Source organism: Halorubrum rubrum, from assembly GCF_024494685.1.
Classification (GTDB): domain Archaea; phylum Halobacteriota; class Halobacteria; order Halobacteriales; family Haloferacaceae; genus Halorubrum; species Halorubrum rubrum.
Map to the genome: position 1 here is coordinate 38,968 of NZ_JANHDM010000006.1, position 19,333 is coordinate 58,300.

At 70.5% G+C, this 19,333-nt stretch carries 18 protein-coding genes; 13 read left to right on the forward strand and 5 right to left on the reverse strand.

The window, feature by feature from the left end; all coding sequences use genetic code 11:
• Positions 1-7: 7 nt before the first annotated feature.
• On the reverse strand, positions 8-805 hold the full coding sequence (locus NO889_RS08000; RefSeq protein ID WP_256411742.1) for an SDR family oxidoreductase: 798 nt from the start codon (positions 803-805) through the stop codon (positions 8-10).
• A 117-nt stretch (positions 806-922) separates the two neighbouring features.
• Between NO889_RS08000 and NO889_RS08005 the strand changes: the two genes are divergently transcribed.
• From NO889_RS08005 to NO889_RS08035, 7 genes are all read left to right on the forward strand, one after another.
• Positions 923-2,173 (forward strand): CaiB/BaiF CoA transferase family protein, encoded by a 1,251-nt coding sequence (locus tag NO889_RS08005; RefSeq protein WP_256411743.1) that lies wholly within the window; start codon positions 923-925, stop codon positions 2,171-2,173.
• A gap of 90 nt (positions 2,174-2,263) precedes the next feature.
• Positions 2,264-3,478 carry a threonine synthase gene (locus NO889_RS08010; RefSeq protein WP_256411744.1) on the forward strand — a complete coding sequence of 405 codons (1,215 nt, stop codon included), beginning with the start codon at positions 2,264-2,266 and terminating at the stop codon, positions 3,476-3,478.
• Between the two features lie 110 nt (positions 3,479-3,588).
• Positions 3,589-5,082 (forward strand): SLC13 family permease, encoded by a 1,494-nt coding sequence (locus NO889_RS08015; protein ID WP_256411745.1) that lies wholly within the window; start codon positions 3,589-3,591, stop codon positions 5,080-5,082.
• A 53-nt stretch (positions 5,083-5,135) separates the two neighbouring features.
• Complete coding sequence (locus NO889_RS08020) at positions 5,136-6,089, forward strand: decarboxylating 6-phosphogluconate dehydrogenase (RefSeq protein WP_256411746.1); 954 nt, start codon at positions 5,136-5,138, stop codon at positions 6,087-6,089.
• 596 nt (positions 6,090-6,685) lie between these two features.
• On the forward strand, positions 6,686-7,030 hold the full coding sequence (locus NO889_RS08025; RefSeq protein ID WP_256411880.1) for a DUF5802 family protein: 345 nt from the start codon (positions 6,686-6,688) through the stop codon (positions 7,028-7,030).
• Between the two features lie 467 nt (positions 7,031-7,497).
• Positions 7,498-8,421, forward strand: a complete 924-nt coding sequence (locus tag NO889_RS08030; protein WP_256411747.1) for a Vms1/Ankzf1 family peptidyl-tRNA hydrolase — start codon at positions 7,498-7,500, stop codon at positions 8,419-8,421.
• A 192-nt stretch (positions 8,422-8,613) separates the two neighbouring features.
• Complete coding sequence (locus NO889_RS08035; protein WP_256411748.1) at positions 8,614-10,863, forward strand: PGF-CTERM sorting domain-containing protein; 2,250 nt, start codon at positions 8,614-8,616, stop codon at positions 10,861-10,863.
• Between the two features lie 19 nt (positions 10,864-10,882).
• On the opposite strand, the gene NO889_RS08040 is transcribed toward NO889_RS08035, so the two are convergent.
• Positions 10,883-11,242, reverse strand: a complete 360-nt coding sequence (locus NO889_RS08040) for a response regulator (protein ID WP_256411749.1) — start codon at positions 11,240-11,242, stop codon at positions 10,883-10,885.
• Between the two features lie 178 nt (positions 11,243-11,420).
• Between NO889_RS08040 and NO889_RS08045 the strand changes: the two genes are divergently transcribed.
• From NO889_RS08045 to NO889_RS08065, 5 genes are all read left to right on the forward strand, one after another.
• On the forward strand, positions 11,421-12,452 hold the full coding sequence (locus tag NO889_RS08045) for a phosphate signaling complex PhoU family protein (RefSeq protein WP_256411750.1): 1,032 nt from the start codon (positions 11,421-11,423) through the stop codon (positions 12,450-12,452).
• A 94-nt stretch (positions 12,453-12,546) separates the two neighbouring features.
• On the forward strand, positions 12,547-12,729 hold the full coding sequence (locus NO889_RS08050; RefSeq protein ID WP_066418014.1) for a DUF7525 family protein: 183 nt from the start codon (positions 12,547-12,549) through the stop codon (positions 12,727-12,729).
• A 49-nt stretch (positions 12,730-12,778) separates the two neighbouring features.
• The gene (locus NO889_RS08055; protein ID WP_256411751.1) at positions 12,779-13,003 is read left to right on the forward strand and encodes a DUF7123 family protein; all 225 of its coding nucleotides are present in this window, start codon (positions 12,779-12,781) and stop codon (positions 13,001-13,003) included.
• A 106-nt stretch (positions 13,004-13,109) separates the two neighbouring features.
• Positions 13,110-13,538 carry an SRPBCC family protein gene (locus NO889_RS08060; protein WP_256411752.1) on the forward strand — a complete coding sequence of 143 codons (429 nt, stop codon included), beginning with the start codon at positions 13,110-13,112 and terminating at the stop codon, positions 13,536-13,538.
• Positions 13,539-14,160: 622 nt separating this feature from the next.
• Positions 14,161-15,141: a presenilin family intramembrane aspartyl protease PSH gene (locus tag NO889_RS08065; RefSeq protein ID WP_256411753.1), complete on the forward strand. Its 981-nt coding sequence runs from the start codon at positions 14,161-14,163 to the stop codon at positions 15,139-15,141.
• 28 nt (positions 15,142-15,169) lie between these two features.
• Here the strand turns inward: NO889_RS08065 and NO889_RS08070 are convergent, their stop codons facing one another.
• The 3 genes from NO889_RS08070 to NO889_RS08080 form a co-directional block, all read right to left on the reverse strand.
• Positions 15,170-15,673, reverse strand: a complete 504-nt coding sequence (locus NO889_RS08070; RefSeq protein ID WP_256411754.1) for a PUA domain-containing protein — start codon at positions 15,671-15,673, stop codon at positions 15,170-15,172.
• 67 nt (positions 15,674-15,740) lie between these two features.
• On the reverse strand, positions 15,741-17,021 hold the full coding sequence (locus NO889_RS08075) for an MFS transporter (RefSeq protein ID WP_256411755.1): 1,281 nt from the start codon (positions 17,019-17,021) through the stop codon (positions 15,741-15,743).
• A 106-nt stretch (positions 17,022-17,127) separates the two neighbouring features.
• On the reverse strand, positions 17,128-17,949 hold the full coding sequence (locus NO889_RS08080; protein WP_256411756.1) for an HD domain-containing protein: 822 nt from the start codon (positions 17,947-17,949) through the stop codon (positions 17,128-17,130).
• Between the two features lie 140 nt (positions 17,950-18,089).
• Between NO889_RS08080 and NO889_RS08085 the strand changes: the two genes are divergently transcribed.
• On the forward strand, positions 18,090-19,328 hold the full coding sequence (locus tag NO889_RS08085) for an MFS transporter (protein WP_256411757.1): 1,239 nt from the start codon (positions 18,090-18,092) through the stop codon (positions 19,326-19,328).
• Positions 19,329-19,333: the final 5 nt, after the last annotated feature.

Here is a 19,333-nt window from a genome sequence, read left to right on the forward strand (position 1 = left end):
AGCGGCCCTACAGGTTCGCGCTGCCCGCGCCGCCGTCGAGGACGATCGACTGGCCGTTGATGTACCCCGACTTCGGCGAGGAGAGGAACGCGGCGGTGTTGCCGAGCTCCATCGGGTCGCCGATGCGCTCGACCGGAATTCCCTCGCCCCAGGCGGCGAGCCCCTCCTCGTAGGAGTCGTACTCGCCGCGCTCGACGGCCTGGTTCACGAGGTCCTCGATTCGGCTCGTCTCGTGGGGGCCGGGGAGGACGGCGTTCGCGCGCACGTCCGGCGCGAGCTCCTTCGAGAGCGTCTTCTCCAGCCCGATCACGCTCATGCGGACGGAGTTCGAGAGGACGAGCCCGTCGATGGCCTCCTTGACCGACCGGGAGGCGACGTTGACGATGGTGCCGCCGTCGCCCTCGCGGAGCGGGTCGGCCGCCTCGCGGCAGAGGCGGACGACGCTCATCACGAGCAGGTCGTACGCGTGGTACCAGTCGTCGTCGTCGGTGTCCAGGAACGGTCCCGACGGGGGGCCGCCCGCGCTCGTGACGAGGTGGTCGAGCCGGCCGAACTCCTCGAGCGTCTCGTCGACGAGCCCGACCACGTCGTCCTCGTCCGTCAGGTCGCCCTGGACGGGGTGGACGCGCGCGTCGCCCGCGGCCTCCTCGCGAAGCTCCTCGGCGGCCGATGCGAGTCGATCCCCGTCGCGGCCGTTGATCACGACGTTGACGCCCTCGCGGACGAGCGCGGTCGCGGCGGCGTTCCCGAGCCCGTCGCTGGACGCCGTCGTCAGCGCCACGTTGCCCTCGATGTCTAGGTCCATACAACCCGTGTCTCACCCGATGATTTAATGATTACCGACTCGGCCACCGGGGCCGGCGACGAGGGCTTTATGCCGGTCGGCTCGGAGGTGCGCGTATGCGAGGAATGCGAGGCAGCCATGGTCGGTGAGGCGCGCGACCCGTCCGGCGACACCGGACCGCTGGACGGCGTCACGGTGCTCGACGCCTCCCGCGTGCTCGTGGGGCCGTTCTGTACGATGCAGCTCGGCGACCTCGGGGCCGACGTGATCAAGATCGAACGACCCGGCGTGGGCGACCAGACGCGGACGTGGGTCCCGCCGGCGTTCGGCGAGGGCGAGCACGCACAGAGCGCCTACTACACCAGCGTCAACCGGAACAAGCGATCGGTCGTATTGAACCTCGCGAGCGAGGAGGGACGGGACGTCTTCCGCGACCTCGCCCGCGAGGCCGACATCGTCGTCGAGAACTTCCGGGTGGGAAAGACCGCCGAGTGGGGACTCGACTACCCCGACCTCGTCGAGGAGAATCCGGGGCTGATCTACTGCGGCATCTCCGGGTACGGCGAGTGGGGTCCCGACCGAGACGCGCCCGCCTACGACATCGTGATGCAGGCGAAGGGCGGGTTGATGTCGATCACGGGCGTCGAGGACGGCCCGCCGGTCCGGATCGGCGTCGCGCTCGCGGACATCGGCGCGGGGATGTACGCCACCCAGGCGATCCTGGCCGCGCTGCTCGAGCGCGAACTGGGCGACGGCACGGGCCAGAAGGTCGACGTGAGCCTGCTCGACGGGCAGGCCGCGTGGATGAGCTACATGGCGGCGAACTACTTCGCGAGCGGCGATCCGCCGGGGCGGATGGGGAGCAAACACCCGAACATCGCGCCGTACCAGGCGTACGAGACGAGAGACGACTACGTCGTCGTCGGCTGTTCGGCGGACTCCTTCTGGCCGCGGCTGTGCGACGCGCTCGACCGGGCGGACCTGCTCGCCGACGAGCGGTTCGAGGTCAACGAGAAGCGGGTGAACAACCGGGACGCGCTCGACGCGGAGCTCGAAGCGGAGTTCGGCGCGATGACGACGGAGGAGGCCGTCGAGACGCTCACCAGCCACGACGTGCCCGCGAGCCACGTCCGCGACATGGCGGAACTGTTCGACGACCCGCAGATCGAGGCGCGGGACATGCGGCTGGAGATCGACCACCCCGAGGTCGGCACGGTGGAGGTTCCGGGGTCGCCGATGAAGTTCTCGCGGACGCCCGTGACGGTCCGCCGACACCCGCCCATGCTGGGCGAACACACCGAGGACGTCCTCCGCGAGTACGGGTACGCCGAGGACGACCTCGCCGACCTCGCCGCGGCCGACGTGATCCCCGAGCCGGTCGAGGATTGAACCCCGAGCCGGTCGAGGACCGAGTTCCCGACTCGACGGCGACCTTCCCCGACCGATGGAGGGAAGTCCCCTGGTGTGCGATCCCCGCGCATGGAAACGACCGCGGCCTTCGAGGGACTCACGTGTGTCGACTGCGGGGAGACGTTCGACGCCGGGACGGCCACGCACCGCTGTCCGGACTGTGACGGGATCCTGGACCCGAGCTACGACCTCGACCGGATCGATCTGACGCCCGCGACCCTCGCGGGCCGCCCCGGCGAGTCGATGTGGCGCTACGAGGAGCTGCTCCCGTTCACGCGCGAGGTCGCGGTGACGCTCGGGGAGGGAGACACCCCGCTCGTCGAGTGTCCCGCGCTGGCGGCGGCGATGGGCGTCGGACGGGTGCTTCTGAAGGACGAGGGTGCGAACCCGACGGGAACGTTCAAGGACCGCGGGCAGTCGCTCGCCACGACGGCGGCGCGCGAGCACGGCGCGAGCGACGTGGCGCTGAACAGCGCCGGCAACGCGGGACAGGCGGCCGCGGCGTACGCGGCCCGCGCCGACCTCGACGCGCACGTCTTCCTCCCGTCGCGGGCGGGCTTCACCCAGAAGGCGATGACGGAGGTCCACGGCGCGGACCTGACCGTGACCGATCCCGTCGGCGGCAACTCGCAGATCGGCGACGCCGGCCGGGCGTACGCCGCGGCGATGGACGACCACCCCGACTGGTACTCGACGAAGACGTTCGTCACGCCGTATCGCCACGAGGGAAAGAAGACGATGGCGCTGGAACTCTTAGAGCAGCTCGACTGGGAGGCACCCGACGCGGTGGTGTACCCGACCGGCGGCGGCGTCGGGCTCGTCGGGATGCACAAGGCGGCCCGCGAGGCCCGCGAGCTCGGTTGGAGCGACGAGCTCGTGCCGATGTACGCGGCGCAGGCCGCCGGCTGCGCGCCGGTCGTCGACGCCTACGAGGCGGGCGCGGACCGCCACGAGCCGCTCTCCGACGACCAGGTCGACACCGCCTGTAACGGGATCGCGATCCCCGACCCCGGCGCGAGCCCCCTGATCCTCGAGGCGATCCGCGAGTCCGACGGCGGCGCGGTCGCGACGACCGACCGCGAGATCCTCGACGCCGCGATCACCGTCGCCCGCGAGGAGGGGCTCGAGATCGGCGCGACGTGTGCGGCGGCGGCCTCGGGCGCGTTCGCGCTCGCGGACTCGGGGGAGTTCGGCCCCGACGACACCGTCGTCCTCCTGAACACCGGCGCGGGCAACAAGGACGTCGACACGCTGCGGGCGCACCTCGGCGAGAGCGAGGCCTGACGCGCACGTCGTCGTCCTCGGGGACGACCGCGCATCGTCGACGGTGTAGACGTCCGTCGTCGTCCCGCACGCGGCGATCCTTTTAGGTCGGCTTCGATCGATCCCGGACCATGCGGATCCCGTCTCGGAGCGGCGTCGGACGACCGCTCGGACCCTCAGCGTTCGCGGTCGTCCTGTACGTCGGGATTCCTGGGCTCGCGTCCGACGCGGTCGCGGCGGTGGCGTGTACCGCGTGGATCGTGACCTGGTGGATGACGGAGGCGGTCCCGATCCCCGTGACGAGCCTGCTGCCGGTCGTCTTGTTCCCGACCACGGGCACGCTCGACGCCGCGGGAACGACGACCGCCTACGGCGACCCGATCGTGTTCCTGCTTCTGGGCGGGTTCCTGCTCGCGCTCGCGGTCGAGCGGACCGGGCTCCACGAGCGGATCTCGCTTCTCGTCATCACTCGCGTCGGCGTGAGCGCGCCGGGGCTGCTGTTCGGCTTCATGGCCGCGACCGCGCTGTTGTCGATGTGGATCTCGAACACCGCGACCGCGATGTTGATGGTGCCGATCGCGGTCGCGGTGCTCTCGCAGACGCACACGGTGACTGGGGGTCCGCAGGTTTCCGTCCCCGACGACGTCGGCGACATCGTCCGCGACGCCGACGCGGACCCGCCGGCGCTTCCCGCGACGCGGTTCGGGGTCGCACTCATGCTCGGGATCGCGTACGCGGCCTCCGTCGGCGGGGTCGGAACGCTCATCGGCAGCCCGCCGAACGCGGTGCTCGCGGGGGTCGCGGAGAGTCGGCTCGGCGTCGAGGTCGGCTTTCTCGAGTGGATGCGGTTCGGGCTCCCCGTCGCGGCCGTCGGCACGCTCGCGGTGTGGGCGACGCTGATCGTCGTCCTCCGACCGAGCGTCGACGTGGTTCCGGGACGCGAGCGCGTCGCGGCGCACAAGCTGTCCGAGCTCGCCCCCGCGTCGACGGGCGAGCGGCGCGTGGCGGCCCTGTTCGGTCTCGTCGCGGTCGGGTGGCTGACCCGCCCGTTCCTGATCGCGCCGGTCCTGCCCGCAGTCACGGACGCGACGATCGCCGTCGCGGGCGGGATCGCGGCGTTCCTCGTGCCGACGGGCCCACGCCGGGAGTTCCTGCTCGACTGGGAGTACGCGCTCCGGCTCCCGTGGGGCGTGCTCCTGCTTTTGGGAGCCGGGTTCGCGCTCGCCCGCGCCTTCCAGCGAACCGGTCTCGACGGGCGGGCGGCAGACCTCATCGCGGGCGCGGGGGTCTCGGGCGGGCTGGGGCTCGTCGTGCTGCTCGCGGTCACCGTCGTCCTCCTGACGAACGTCACCTCCAACACCGCGACCGCGTCGGTGTTCACGCCGATCGCGGTCGCCGTCGCGGGCTCGGCCGGCGCGCCGCCGCTGACGCTCATGGCGACGGTCGCGCTCACGGCGTCGTTCGCGTTCGTGCTCCCCGTCGCCACCGCGCCCAACGCCATCGTCTTCGGCTCGGGATACCTCACGATCCCCGAGATGGCGCGGGTCGGTGCCGCCGTCAGCGTCGTCGGGATCGCGGTCATCGTCGCCGGCGTCGTCTGGTGGCTCCCGATCGTCTGGGGGTGAGGCGGCCCCGCCGAACCGGAACCACTAGGGCGGGCGGCGGCCACCCCTCGCGCATGGAACTCGGCGTCATCGGACTCGGGCGGATGGGGCGGATCGTCGTCGACCGGAGCCTCGCGGCGGGTCACGACGTGGTCGCGTTCGACCTCTCGGCGGAGGCGACCGCGGCGGCCGCGGAGGCGGGCGCGGAGCCCGCGGACTCCGTCGCCGACCTCTGTGACCGGCTCGACGGGTCGGGCGAGGAGGACGGAGGCGAGTCGAGCGCGGGAGACGGCAAGCGGATCTGGCTCATGGTTCCCGCGGGCGACGCGGTCGACGCCACGCTCGCCGACCTCGAGCCGCACCTCGGGAGCGAGGACGTGGTCGTCGACGGCGGCAACTCACACTTCGAGGCGTCGGTCCGCCGCGCGGAGGGGACCGACGCGGCCTACCTCGACTGCGGGACCTCGGGCGGGCCCGCGAGCGCCGAGGAGGGCTTCTCTCTGATGGTGGGCGGCCCGGAGCCGGCCTACGAGGAACTCGTGCCCGTCTTCGACGCGGTCGCGACCGGCCCCGACGGCCACGACCGGATGGGCGGGTCCGGCTCGGGCCACTACGTGAAGATGGTCCACAACGGCGTGGAGTACGCGCTGATGCAGGCGTACGGCGAGGGGTTCGAGCTGCTCGCGGAGGGCCGGTACGACCTCGAGATGGAGTCGGTCGCGCGCACCTGGAACAACGGCGCGGTGATCCGGTCGTGGCTGCTCGAGCTCTGCGAGGAGGCGTTCCGCGAGGAGGGGAACGACCTCGGCGACGTCGCCGACCACGTCGCGGGCGGGTCGACCGGGACGTGGACCGTCGAGGAGGCGCTCGAGCAGGAGGTTCCCGTTCCGCTCATCTACGGGGCGCTCGCCGAGCGGTTCGACTCGCGCAACGAGGGCCGGTTCTCGCGGCGGCTCGCCAACCGGCTGCGCTACGGCTTCGGTCGCCACGAGGTGAAACGCCGGAACGAGGAGAGCGCGGAGGAGTAGCGGACTAGGAACGCGTGATCGGAGCCGAATACATCCCATCGGTGGAGTGTTCTTCCGCGGTGGCGTCGCCGGCGGCTCCGCCGCCGGCTGCCAGAGGCGCGTAGCGCCTCGCTGCGCCGGTGAGCGGGCCGAAGGCCCGCGAACCCGACCGCGAGGGACGCGGCGAGCGAGGTGCGAGTGTGAAACGAGCACCTCGATTGCGAGCGGTGAAACCGCGAGCAACGAGCCGCGAGGCTGGGGAGGCGTGAGGTGCGGGGCTGTGCGGTTCGGGTGGGATTCAAAGGGGCAGTCGCGAGGACGACGGCGGCCGACGTAAGCACCACAGGGAGTGAGTGAAACGAACGACCGAGGAGCGCAGCGAGGCCCCCGAGTCTTCGCGACTGGGGCTTTGGAGACGGCCTCTCCAGCCGTGTTTTCAGCATCGTACAGCCGACCGGCTGGGGCTTCGACGGTGTTCTCCGTGCTGGCACGATGAACCACTGACTAACCGAGACCCGAACGCCGGCTCTCGTATTGTCGTCACGCGACGAGTATCAGGATCGTCCATCCGCGAGTAACGCTTATGTGTGATCGTGGCAGAGGTTAGCACGCACAGAATGTTCGAACGCTTCTCGAGCGGATACTACCTGGGCGAACTGTACGTGGAGCCCCACGACGGCGACCGAGCCGCCATCCAGCGGGCCGACCACGAGCGGGTCAACGAGCAGCTGTACGCGGACGGCGAGGGGATCGAGCGACTCGACGCGCCGCTGGTGATGAAACTCGATTCGGGCCACATCCCGGTCGACGGCGACGAGGGCGTCCCGAGCGGGACGCTCGCGGTTCCCCGACCGCTCGCGGACGACGACCTGCCGTCCAGGCGGAACGTCCTCCTGGCGGACGCCGACCGCGCCGAGAGCCTCCTCCGGTGGGAGGGATGGGAGCCGTACGTGGACGTCTGAGGACGCTCGATCGAAGCGTTCGGCGGGTTTTTCCGGGGCGAACAGTATCTTCGAGGTCCAGTCGCTCGGCTATACTCGGTTGCTGGCGCGGTGAACACTTCCAAAGCCCCAGCCGGGAGGCGGGCGCACGCTCGTTGCGCTCCTCACTCAGTCCCTATCGCTCCTTCGTTGCGGTGCTTACGTCGCCTGCGCCCGCCTCCCGGCTGCCCCTTTGAGTCCCGCCCCGCACAGCACCGCACCTCACGCCTCCCCAGCCTCGCCACTCGCGCTTTTCAAGCGCTCGTGGCGTCCCTCGCGGGCCGGTCGCGGGCCTCCGGCCCGCTCACCGGCGCAGCGAGGCGCTACGCGCCTCTGGCAGCCGGCGGCGGAGCCGCCGGCGACGCCACCGCGCTCGGGTAGACTTCTCCGATCGACGCCTAAACGTCGCCGGTCGACGCACCTTTGAGGGCGGCGCGGGACCTGCCCCCATGATCGACCGGCTGCTCGGGCGCGCCGAGCTGAAAGAGCGGATCGCGGAGCTCGAAGCGGAGAAACGCCACCTCGAGCGACGTGCGGAGGCCGAAGAGGAGCGGCGGTCGGACGCGGTCGCGGACCGCCAGCGCGCCGAGGAGCGCGTCAACCGGCTCGAAAAGCGGATCGAGTCGCTGGAGGACCGTGTCGAGCGCGCCGAAGGCGACGAGGAGACGGTTGAGTTCCGCCGCGTGAGCGACGCCCACGGCCGGCGTCTCGACGACGTGCTCGGCCGACTTCGGGGGATCGAGAGCGACGACCCGGAGGGCGTGCTCACCGCGTTCGTCCCCGACGGCGCGCTCCCCGAGAGCGTCGGCGAGCACCTCGGCGACCGGTCGTCGCTCGTCCGGCGGGCCGCGCCCGCGGTCGTCGTCGCCGACGACACCGGCGCGGTGAGCGCCGCGCTCTCGACGCCGATCGAGCCGGACCCCTTCGACCGGTGGGCCGACCGCGTGCGACTGCCCGACGAGTGGTTCCGCCCGACCGGGCGGTTCGCGTTCGCGCTGGTCCGGTCGGACACGTTCGCACTGGGGATCTACGAGGGCGACGAGCGGGTCGACTTCGAGGGGTTCACCTCCGACGTGAAGGCCGCCCACTCCAAGGGGGGGTTCTCGCAGGGGCGCTTCGAGCGCCGGCGCGAGGGCCAGATCGACGACCACCTCGATCGTGCGCGCGACGCCCTCGTCGACCGCGACGACGACGGGAACGGCGGGGGAACGGAGGCGATCGACCGAACGATCGTCGTCGGCGAGCGAAGCGTGCTCGGGGAGGTCCGAGATCTCGCCGATCACACGGACGTGACCGACGCGACCGGTCGGCCCGAGGACGCGCTCGAGGACGCGTTCCGCGACTTCTGGACCGTCCGAATTCACGCCATCTGAGGGGACAGCGTCCGCCGTCCCCCGTCGGAGCTGGGTGAGGCCCGAAAAATGGTGCCAATAACTATGGCATTCGCACGCGAACGTCATCTCGGAGGGACTCGTCACACGCTCCCTCCCCCCTTTCTCGACTCGAGCGGGGACCGCGGCGGCTGACCCCCATAACACTAAACCGAGGACGGACGGTTATCGGCCATGCATCGGTTGAGGTCGTCTCCCGGCGTTCGTACCGTCGTCGTCGCGTTGCTGACCGCCTCGCTCCTCCTGTGTGGCGCCGTCGTCGTCGCGGGCGGCGGGCCGGGCGTCGCGGCGTCGACGGGCGGTGTCTCTCCCGTCGATTCGACCGGTCCTCCAGTCGAGCCGGCCGACACGTTCGCGTTCGCGGACGGCGCGGCCGCGGACGGTTCGACGGGGTCGCTCGGCGAGGTGGGAGCGGGAACCGCCGACGTGGGCGACGAGGACACCATCGGCGTCCGGAACGAACTCTCCGCGGACGACGAGCCGGGGACCGTCGCCGTCACCACGACGGCGCACCTCCCGGACCGCGTCACGGGCCTCGAGATCACCCTTCTGACCGCGAACGACGACGCGATCGAGGCGGACGGGTTCGAGCGCGTCGACGACGCGGACGGAGAGACCTGGGAGTGGGACGGCGAGACCGAGCGTCCCTCGCTGGCGTACGCGATGGACGCGAACGTCTCGGCTGAGGAGTCGGGCCCGCTGGCGACGGGCGGGACCTACCGCTTCGTCGATACGGGCGAGTGGGCGCTCGTGCGGACGCCGCGGGTCGCCATCAGGGGATCGTACACCGGTCAGACACGGATCCGATCCGCTCGCGAGAACGCCGTCGACGGCGAGGGCGTCGCCTCCCAGGCGATGGCGTTCCTCGGCCCCTACGAGGAACACGTCCGCGAGACCGACGACCAGCGATACCGGCTGATCGTGCCCGAGGCGGCGGAGATGGAGGCGCCCCCCGACGACGTCTTCGGCGCGTTCGAGGGGGCGAGCGACGCCCTCCGCGTGGGCGGCGTCGACGACGAGGTCGTCGCGATCGCGGCCCCCACCGGCGAGGTGACCTGGGCGGTTCGCGGGCTCCAGACCGGCGACGCCGACCTGTGGGTCCGCGACAGGGAGCCGGCCGGGACCGCCGACGACGTGTGGACACACGAGTACGTCCACACGCGACAGGCGTACGAGCCGGAGGCGAGCGCGCGGTGGTTCACCGAGGCGAGCGCGACCTACTACGCCGCGCTGTTCGCGCTCGATCGCGGCGCGACCGACTTCGATTCCTTCGAACGGACGCTGGCGCGCGGCGAGCGCGACCCGGCCGCCTCGTCGGTCCTCGCCGATCCGGGGACGTGGCAGCGGAACGCCGACTACACCAAGGGATCGCTCGTCGCCGGCGAGATCGATCGCCGGATCCGGCTGGCCAGCGACGGACGCGCGTCGCTCGCGACCGTCTTCCGCGACCTCAACGACGACGCGGATCCGGTCACGAACCGCGCGTTCCTCGACGCGGTCGAGGAGGCGGCCGCGGAGAGCGGCGACGACGAGGCGGCCGCCGCGGTCCGCGAGGCGGCCGAAGGGTGGATCACGACGAGCGAGGTCCCGGAGACGTGGGACCGCGACGCCCACGCGGAGGCGTTCGGCGAGACGCCCGCGCAGATCGGGTACGCGCTCGCCGCCGACGGCGTCCGCGCGACCGGCGAGTACCGGAACCGAACCGTCGACCGGGATCCGGTCCGGCTCGTCACCGGAGAGTCCCTCGCGCTCGCGGTCGACGTCTCCAACACCGGCGGTGTCGAGGGAGGCTACGACCTGTCGCTGTCGCTCGACGGCGAGACGGTCGAGACTCGAAACGGAACGCTCGACGCGGGCGAGGCGGCGACGGAGCGGTTCGACCGCGAGTTCGCGGAACCCGGCGAGTACGCGATCCAGGTCGGCAGCGAGACGCTCACCGTCGTCGTCTCGGAACCCGCCGACCCGCTCGTTCGTGACGTCGCGGTCGACGCCGATCGCGTGACCGCCGGCGAGTCGGTGGTCGCCACCGCGACCGTCGCCAACGACGCGTCGATCCCCGCGGGATCGGACGTCGAGTTCGTCGTCGACGGCGAGACGGTCGGGACGGAGCCGGTCCGTCTCGACGCCGGCGGCGAGACGACCGTCGAGCGCGAGGTCCGCGTTCCGGGCTCCGGCGACGCCGACGTCGTGACCGTGAGCGTCGTCGGCCCGGCGGACGAGGCCTCGACGACGGTGGGGGTCGACCGCGACTCCGGGGGGGACGACGGCTCGGCCGACGGTGCGGAGGGCGGCGGCGGCGAAACCGGGGGCGACGCCGGACCTGGGGGAGTCACCGACGACGGCGTGCCCGGATTCGGTCCGGTCGTCGCGCTCGTCGCGTTGCTCGCGCTCGCCGGACTGGCGGTTCGGCGCGAGTCGCGGTGAGGGGCCACGGCGAAGCCGGTCACCCGACGCTGTTCCGTAGTTCCGGGACCAGCTCGCCGGCGTCCACCGGCTTGGTCACGTAGCCGTCCGCGCCCGCCTTCACCGCCTCCATCATCTTCTCCTCCTGGTCGACGCTCGTACACATCACGACCACGGCGTCCGGCCACCGGTCCTTTATCTCTCGGGTCGCCTCGATACCGGTCATCTCCGGCATCACGACGTCCATCGACACGGCGTCGGGTTCGTATGCCTCGAACAGCTCCACCGCCTCCGCGCCGTTCTCCGCCTCGGCGACGACCTCGAAGGGCCCCTCCAGCGCGTCCCGAACGACGGTCCGTTGGAACGAGGAGTCGTCGACGACGAGCACCCGGTCGGTCATGTCAGTCCGTCGGTACAGATCGATTTAAGTCCGCGGATCGACTCCGAGAATTGCCCGGATCGCGCCCGGCAGGTCGCTCGCGAACACCCGATCCGACGTTCGATCACCTTGTATATTTGATCGAGCGTATAATGAACATAGGAACAAGGTTAAGGTATCTCCCACGATACTGACGGCCATGGAAACGCGGAAGGTCCAGCGGCTGGGGCCGTCGACGTTGGCGATGACGCTCCCGGCCGAGTGGGCACAGGAACACGGCGTGAACAAGGGCGACGAGGTCTCCCTGCGGATGGGCGGGAAGGGAACGCTCACGGTGCTGCCCGAGTCGGTGAGCTCGGAGGAGTCGGAGGCGGTGATCAACGCGGACGGGCTCGACGCGCAGGCGCTCGAACGGGCGGTCGTCGCCCAGTACGTGCTCGGTCGTCGCGTGATCCACGTCCGGAGCGAGGGGACCCTCGACAGCGAGCACATCAACGCGGTGTACAAAGCCGAGACGCAGCTCATGGGCCTCGGCGTGATAGAGGAGACGCCGGAGGACATCTCGATCCGGTGTTCCGTCGACCCCGAGGACTTCACGCTCGACAACCTGCTCGAGCGGCTGGAGAACACCGGCTCGACCATGCGCGGCGAGGCCGTCAAGGCGCTCGCACACGGTAACGCCGACCTCGCCCAGCGCGCGCTCAACCGCGAGCGGCAGGCGAACAAGATCTTCGTGCTCCTGCTCCGGCTGATCTTCACCGCCTACCAGAACCCGAACCTCGCGCGCGCGGTGGGACTGGAGGAGGGGTTCCCGCTCATCGGCTACCGCTCCGTCGCGAAGAACCTCGAGCTCACCGCCGACAACGCCGAGGACATCGCCGACATCGTGATGGAGGCCGACGGGCACACCCTCGACGTCGACAAGGCCACGATGCGGCAGATCCGCGAGTTCACGGACCAGGTGGACGAGCTGACCGCGCTGGCGGTCCGGGCGGTCGTCGAGCGCGACTACGACCTCACCGTCGAGTGTCGGGACCTCTTCGCCCGGCTCGAGGACCGCGAACAGGAGATCCTCGGCGAGCTTCCCGACGACCTCGACAACGAGGTGTTGTTGATGACCCGCGAGGTGCTCGTCAGCCTCCAACACACCGCGGAGTACGCCATGCGGAACGCCGAGATCGCCGCGAACCTCGCGCTCAACGAGGCCTCCGACCACGTCGACATCGTCTGAGCGACGGGATTCCCCCCGAGACCCGACGACGCCGCGCCGCCACGCGGATCGCCAGGTTCGCATGAACTAAGTGTCCACCCGCGAAGCGACTCGTATGACCGAGGGATCCATCGCGTCCGACAAGGGGATCGGCGTGACGCTCGCGCTGTCGGCCGTCGCGGTCGTCGGCGCAGTCGTGATGTACGGCCACCCGACCCAGTACGGCAAGGCATGGGGGTTCGCGGCCGCGTTCGTCTTCGCGCTGTTGGCGGTCGTCGCCGTCCAGGCGTTCGAGTGAGGCGCCCGGACGAGAAACCGTTAAGCGCGTCTGACACCAACGTCCACCGATGACCGAGTACACCGAGGAGGAGCGGCGGATCCTCGCGTACCTCACGGACAGCGTCACCCGCGGCGAGCGATACGTCCGCTCGAAGACGATCGCCGACGCGATCGGTCTCACCGCCAAACAGGTCGGCTCCCGGCTCCCGCGGCTCGCCGAGAAGGCGGACGACGTCGAGATCGAGAAGTGGGGACGCGCCCGTTCGACGACGTGGCGCGTGAGTCAGGAGTGAGGCGGGCTCCGATCTCGCGCCGACCGACCTCGATCCGATCGGGCCCGAACCGGGATCGGATCCGCGACTCCTCCCTTTTATTCTCCCCCCGCTCGTATCCGGATCCATGACCGTCCGAGTCTCCCGGACGTTCGAGTTCGACGCGCCCGCCGAGGACGTGTGGGCGTTCATCTCGGACGCGGAGAAGCGCGCAGGAGCGATCAGCGTGGTCGACACCTTCGAGGTCCACGGCGACGGAACGGCGACGTGGCACGTCGGACTCCCGATCCCGATGATCCGGTCGACGATCACGGTCGACACCGAGGAGGTCGAACGCGACCCGCCGAACCGGGTGAAGTTCGTCGGACGATCGAGCGCGTTCCGGGTGACCGGCGAGCACGTCATCACGGAGGTCGACGGCGGTTGCCGACTCGCGAACGAGTTCGTCGTCGACGGGAAGCTCCCCGGCGTCGAGTCCTTCTTCAAGCGCAACTTCGACGCGGAGCTCGACAACCTGGAGGCGGCGCTCCGCCGGTCGCTCGCGCTCGACGCCTGAACCGACGTGGATCGACGACGGCCCGGTTCGACACGATCCGCTCCGGCGCGCTCCGATTCGGCCCGGTCTCCGTGGTTTTATACGCGAGCGCACCGTACGGATGGCTGCCGAAGTTCGACGCTTTTCTCGTCGAAGTTCGGCGACAACGACCCGCGCCCGTCCCACCTCGGGCGACGGCCCGACACAGCCTGGGGGTCCGCTGTTCGGTGCCGTCTCCCGTCCGCTCGCCGCTCGTTCACCCCTTCGCCTTCCGCCGCTCTCAGCCTCCGTGATCCGCGTTTGGTCGCTCCGATCCGAAGCCGGTCGAGTTCCATCGTCCCTCGCCCCTCCGAGTATCAGCGGGGATAATTCGGCCGACAGCTTCTTGACCCGTTTGGGCCTGCGTTCGAACGCCGCGGGCGAACCCGGTCGACCACCCGTTTCGGGCATGGTCGGCCCGACCACTCGCTTCCACCGTCCGTCGTCCGTCGGCGAGGGTTCGGGCCACCCGCTCCCACCACCACCCGAACCCGTTCGAGGACGTGGAGCACGATCCCCCCTTCGACTCGACGCGAACCGTCGAGTCACGACGCCGTCGCCGAAACGCAAGGACGATAGGCCTCTGTGGAGTACGTCCGCTCGAATGTTCCCCCGCGAGTACCGCGGCGTCGCCTTCGCTGTCGGCCTCTTCCTCGTCGTCCAACTGGGCGCGCTGGCGTTGGTCCCCGAGTTCACGGAGAGCGGCTATCAGCCGGTCGAGGACCCGCAGAACCCGGCGAACAGTCTCGTGTACATCCTCGCCATCGTCGTCATGACGGGGTTGATGCTCGCGGCGTTCCGTTACGAGTTCGACTGGGCGATCCGGCTCCTCATCGTCGGCGTCTCCGCGTGGCTCTCGTGGTACGTCTTCGCCGCGTTCGCCCCGCCGCTTCTCGCCGCGATCCCCGCGGTCGCGGTCGCGGTCGGCCTGCTCGTTCACCCCGAGTGGTACGTCATCGACGCCGCCGGGGTGTTGATGGGGGCGGGGGCCGCCGGGCTGTTCGGGATCTCCTTCGGCATCCTGCCGGCGCTCGTCCTCCTGTCCTTCCTCGCCGTCTACGACGCGATCTCGGTGTACGGCACCGAACACATGCTCTCGCTCGCGGAGGGCGTGATGGACCTCAACATCCCCGTCGTCCTCGTGATCCCGCTCTCGCTCTCCTACTCGCTTCTCGACGACGACGATCCCGGAGACGGCGACGGGGTCGACGACGAGCCCGCTGACGACGGCACCGACCGCGGCACCGCGGACGACGTCGGCGACGCTCCCGACATCGAGGACCGCGACGCCTTCTTCATCGGCCTCGGCGACGCCGTGATCCCGGCGGTGATGGTCGCCAGCGCGGCCACCTTCTCGCCGGCCGCGGCACTCTCGGTCCCGCTTCTCGGACTCAATCTGCCGGCGCTGTTCGCGATGGGCGGCACGCTCGTCGGCCTCCTCCTCCTGTTGCGCTGGGTGATGAAGGGGCGTGCACACGCCGGCTTGCCCCTGCTCAACGGCGGAGCGATCGGCGGATACCTGATCGGGTCGCTCCTCGCGGGGGTCTCGCCGGTCGAGGCGCTCGGGCTGTCGGTCGTGTTCTGACCGCGCGGCGCCACGTTCACGCCGGCGCTCACCGGTCGCCGACGCCGTGACGGACCTTCACGGCGACGCCGCTCTCGAACGCGAGCGCCTCGTCTCCGGAGAGCTCCGCGCGCCCCACGGCGAAGAGGACGTCGTCGCCGTCGACGACGAGGACCTCGTCGCCGGGGCGGACGTCCTCGTCGACCGCGGTCACGAACTTCGCGAAGGCGTTCCGCCCGTCGCGGACGAAGGGCTCGCTCTCCTCGCCGACGACGACCCGGTGGACCGGTTCGGGGAAGACTCGCTGGAGCCGCCGCGCGCCGGTCTCGCCGAGGGTGAACCGCCCGTCGGTGCCGTACGTGACGATCCGGTCCCCCTCGGCGCTTCCGGGGGTGTCGTCGACGTCGCCGGCGATGACCTGGCGGGGACGTCCACCGCTCGATCGCCGGATCGTGGTCGGCTCGTCGGGCGGGAAGAGCGCCCTCCCGGCCCCCGACCCGAACTGGTAGTTTGCGCCGGTCCGCAGGTCGGCGAGGTCCTCGCTGTCGCTCATGGCCGCGGTACCGCCGCCGCGCGCAAATCGGTTCCGGTCCGGCCGCCGCTCCCCGTTCGGTCGCCGCTCACGCCGCGGTCGGCTCGACCGCGGCCGCCCGCCGCGCCTGGAGGGCGAACAGCGTCGTGGCGAACCCGATGAACCCGGCCGCGAGCAGGAAACCGGTCTCGGTGCTGGTGACGTCCATCGTCGCGCCGACGAGCACCGGCCCGACCACCTGCCCGACCTTCCAGGAGATGGAGCGCAGCGACATCGCGCTGGCGACGGAGTCGTGACGCCCCCCCTCGTCGACGAAAAGCGACATGCTGGCGGGCAGTCGGATCGAGTCCGCCACCCCGAGCAGCGAGTAGGCCGCGAACAGCGCGAAGAACGCGCCGCCGAGCGTCTGTGCGTCGCCGAGATACGAGATCGTGACGGGATCGACGGTCCCCTCGAAGTACGTCGCCAGCGGGATCGCGGCGGTGCCGACCCCGTACAACAGCGCCCCGATCGCGACGAAGGCGTGTCGCCTGCCGTACCGGTCCGTCAGGTCGCCGACGAACCCCTGTGTGACCGCCTTCGTGGCCTTCCCGCCGGCCATGATCCACCCGATGGCGAACGCGGAGATGTCGAAGGTCGTCCGCGCGTAGATGGGGAGGAAGATGATGACCGCCATCTTGCCGACGCTGAAGGTGAACCGGAAGACGACGAGCGAGCGGAGCATCGGCAGCGCCAGAAGCGATCGGAACGTCTCGGCCCCGTCGACCGCCTCCGGGTCGGTCTGTCCCCCCGGATCGTCCCGGAGAAAGCGGTAGACGAGGAGGAAGCTCACGAGGGTAATCACGGAGAGTACGGCGTACGTCTCGGTGAACCCGTACGCGTACAGCAGGTAGCCGCCGAGGAGGTCGCCGGTGAGAGAGGACACGGACGCGAACTGGTTGTACGACCCGAGCCAGAGGCCCTGTTCGTCGTCGGGGCTGATCTCGCCGATTATCGTCGCGCCGGTGATCCAGAGGACGCTCGCGCCGAGCCCCTGGACCATCCGGACGAGGATCACGTGGATCGGGCTCGAGACGAACGCGAACCCCACGAAGACGACGACGTTGAGCAGGAAGCCTGCGAGCAGGAACCGCTTGGCGTTGCCCGTATCGACCGCCCGGCCGAGCGGCAGGACGACGAGCAGTTGAACGGCCGCGAAGGCGGTGCCGAACAGGCCCTCGATGAACCCGGTGGTTCCGAAGAGGTCGGCGTACAACGCGAGCGCGATGAGGATCGTCGAGTACGCCTGGCTGCGCGCGAAGGCGGTCCCCGCGAGCGAGGCGAACTCCAGATCGCCGAGGAGCCGTACCGAGTTGCCGAAGCGGGCCACGATCGAGTACCGGCTCGGGGGACGAGGTCCACGTAGTAAAGGCCGAGCGAGCCGGCGGTCCCTGCTGGATTTCGCGGCCGCAGTCGATCGGTTCCGGGATGACCGCTCAGAGTTCGATCCGTTCGACGAGCGAGCCCTCGCCGTTCTCCTTCGTGTTGATCGCGACGATCCGGACGAGGTCCTGGAGCATCGACCCCTCCACTTTGGCCTTCAGGAGCGAGTCGACCTGGTAGACCCCCGCGGCGTTGTTCATCCGGATCTCGACCCGGACGGGCAGCTCCTCGTCGGGGTGGAGTATCACCGACTCGATGGCCTGCGAGGAGACGGTGTTGATGCCGCGCCCGCCCTTCTCGTAGGGGACCCGCGAGCGACCGCGCTCCATGTCGAGGCCGTCCGCGATCCGGATCACGCCCGCCTCCAGCGTCAGCGGCTCCTCCTCGGTGTGGTGACAGAGGATCGCGTGGAGCACCTCCGCTTTCACGCGAACCTGCTCGGCGACGTCGTAGAACTCGGGCAGCAGCCGGTCGAGCACGTCGGCGGCGAGCGGGATCGAGTAGTAGGAGTGGTCGTCGCGGTGGACGACGTGGCCGATGTCGTGGAGCGTCGCGGCGAGCGCGAGGATCACCGATTCGTCGGCCTCTTCGAGCCCCTGCTGGCGCGCCCCGTTGAACTCGACGCCGCCCGCCTTGAGCAGGTCGTAGAGCCGGAGCGCGCGGTCGCGGACGATCTCGATGTGTTTCGTCCCGTGGTCGTTGTACCCCTTGCGGTCGACGGCGTTGACGTTCTGCGCCTCGAGGTAGGTGGCGATCTCCGGGTCGTTCTCGATCCGGTCGAGCATCTCGTTGAGCCGGCCGTCCGGAAACGCGTGGTCCGCGGCCTGGTCGTACTCCTGTCTGACGACGTGTTCGTCGTCCGCCGCCTTCGTCATGGGATGTACACGGACGCGGCGGGGAGATAAAAGGGTGTGGCCCGCGGTCCGGTCGCCCACGGGACGCCGATCGTCGCCGGGACTCCGGTCGGTCGACACGGCAACCTATTCGGACGCCCCCGTGATACACTCCTCCATCGATGGGGTCGGGACCGGCCGTCGGCCGCCGCGAGTACGGGATCACTCTGGTCGCGAGCGCGAGCTACACCTGTCTGCTCTTCGTTTGGTTCTCGCTGCCGGCGTACCTTCCCACGATCATCGACGACGTGGGACTGACGAGCACCCAGGCCGGAGTCCTCGCGGGGGCGATCCCGCTGACGTACGTCCCGCTCGCGCTGGTCTCCGGGCTCGTCGTGGACCGTATCGGGCCGGCGAGGGTCATCGCCGCGGGCGTCCTCGTCTACGGCGGGGGACAGATCGGCCGGAGCGTCGCACCCGGTTTCGCGTCGCTCCTGGCGTTCACGCTGGCGATGGGCGTCGGCGCGACGACCGTCACCTTCGGCCTCCCGAAGCTCGTCTCGACGCTGTTCCCGTCCGGGCGGACGGGCCGCCCGACCGCGGTCTACCTCGTCGCCGCCTCGGCGGGGTCGGCGGGCGTCTTCGCCGTCGGTCGCCCGGTTCTGGGGCCGGCCCTCGGCGGATGGCGGCCGCTGTTCCTCTGGAGCGGCGTCGTCGCGGTCTGTTACGGTGCGGTCTGGTCGATCGTCGCGATCCGGACCGGTATCGACGACGCCGGGAACGACGGGGACGCGGCCGAGAGCGCCGTCGACGCCTTCGAACCCCGAGCGCTCGCGGCGGACCTCCGACGCGTGCTCACGCACCGCGAACTCCAGCTGCTCGTCGTGATCGGGACGATGTACCTGCTCATCAACCACGGGATACAGGGGTGGCTCCCGACGCTCCTGGAGTCGCGGGGGCTCCCGGCCGCGCTCGCCGGGCGGGCCACGAGCGCGTTCGTCGTCGCCCACGTCGCCGGCGTCCTCGGCGTCCCCGAGCTGGCGGACCGGTTCGCGGTCGAGCGACCGGCGCTCGTGGGCTGCGGCACTGCGGCGTTCCTCGGGATCGGGGTCCTGATCGCGGGCGACGCGGGCACCGTGGCGCTCCTCGGCGTCGTCGCCGCCGGCCTCGGAAGCGGCGGGCTCTCGCCGCTGATCCGGACGATACCGCCCGACTTGGAGGGGATCGGGACCGAGCTGACGGGAACGGCCGTGGGGTTCATCTTCGCGGTCGGCGAGGTCGGCGGGTTCCTCGGTCCGGTGCTCGTGGGAACCCTCTACGACGCGACCGGGTCGTACGCGCCGGGGTTCGGGGTTCTCGCGTCCGGCGGCGTCGGCGTCGCGGCCGCCGGAGTCGCGCTGCTCGCGCTGGACCGGCGGTGAGGACG

What these genes read in the sequence shown, in the direction of transcription:
- NO889_RS08080 (WP_256411756.1), bottom strand. Translation starts at nt 17,949, where the DNA reads ATGACGAAGGCGGCGGACGACGAACACGTCGTCAGACAGGAGTACGAC.
- NO889_RS08055 (WP_256411751.1), top strand. Translation starts at nt 12,779, where the DNA reads ATGACCGAGTACACCGAGGAGGAGCGGCGGATCCTCGCGTACCTCACG.
- NO889_RS08020 (WP_256411746.1), top strand. Translation starts at nt 5,136, where the DNA reads ATGGAACTCGGCGTCATCGGACTCGGGCGGATGGGGCGGATCGTCGTC.
- NO889_RS08085 (WP_256411757.1), top strand. Translation starts at nt 18,090, where the DNA reads ATGGGGTCGGGACCGGCCGTCGGCCGCCGCGAGTACGGGATCACTCTG.
- NO889_RS08025 (WP_256411880.1), top strand. Translation starts at nt 6,686, where the DNA reads ATGTTCGAACGCTTCTCGAGCGGATACTACCTGGGCGAACTGTACGTG.
- NO889_RS08005 (WP_256411743.1), top strand. Translation starts at nt 923, where the DNA reads ATGGTCGGTGAGGCGCGCGACCCGTCCGGCGACACCGGACCGCTGGAC.
- NO889_RS08035 (WP_256411748.1), top strand. Translation starts at nt 8,614, where the DNA reads ATGCATCGGTTGAGGTCGTCTCCCGGCGTTCGTACCGTCGTCGTCGCG.
- NO889_RS08065 (WP_256411753.1), top strand. Translation starts at nt 14,161, where the DNA reads ATGTTCCCCCGCGAGTACCGCGGCGTCGCCTTCGCTGTCGGCCTCTTC.
- NO889_RS08000 (WP_256411742.1), bottom strand. Translation starts at nt 805, where the DNA reads ATGGACCTAGACATCGAGGGCAACGTGGCGCTGACGACGGCGTCCAGC.
- NO889_RS08040 (WP_256411749.1), bottom strand. Translation starts at nt 11,242, where the DNA reads ATGACCGACCGGGTGCTCGTCGTCGACGACTCCTCGTTCCAACGGACC.
- NO889_RS08070 (WP_256411754.1), bottom strand. Translation starts at nt 15,673, where the DNA reads ATGAGCGACAGCGAGGACCTCGCCGACCTGCGGACCGGCGCAAACTAC.
- NO889_RS08010 (WP_256411744.1), top strand. Translation starts at nt 2,264, where the DNA reads ATGGAAACGACCGCGGCCTTCGAGGGACTCACGTGTGTCGACTGCGGG.
- NO889_RS08050 (WP_066418014.1), top strand. Translation starts at nt 12,547, where the DNA reads ATGACCGAGGGATCCATCGCGTCCGACAAGGGGATCGGCGTGACGCTC.
- NO889_RS08045 (WP_256411750.1), top strand. Translation starts at nt 11,421, where the DNA reads ATGGAAACGCGGAAGGTCCAGCGGCTGGGGCCGTCGACGTTGGCGATG.
- NO889_RS08060 (WP_256411752.1), top strand. Translation starts at nt 13,110, where the DNA reads ATGACCGTCCGAGTCTCCCGGACGTTCGAGTTCGACGCGCCCGCCGAG.
- NO889_RS08015 (WP_256411745.1), top strand. Translation starts at nt 3,589, where the DNA reads ATGCGGATCCCGTCTCGGAGCGGCGTCGGACGACCGCTCGGACCCTCA.
- NO889_RS08030 (WP_256411747.1), top strand. Translation starts at nt 7,498, where the DNA reads ATGATCGACCGGCTGCTCGGGCGCGCCGAGCTGAAAGAGCGGATCGCG.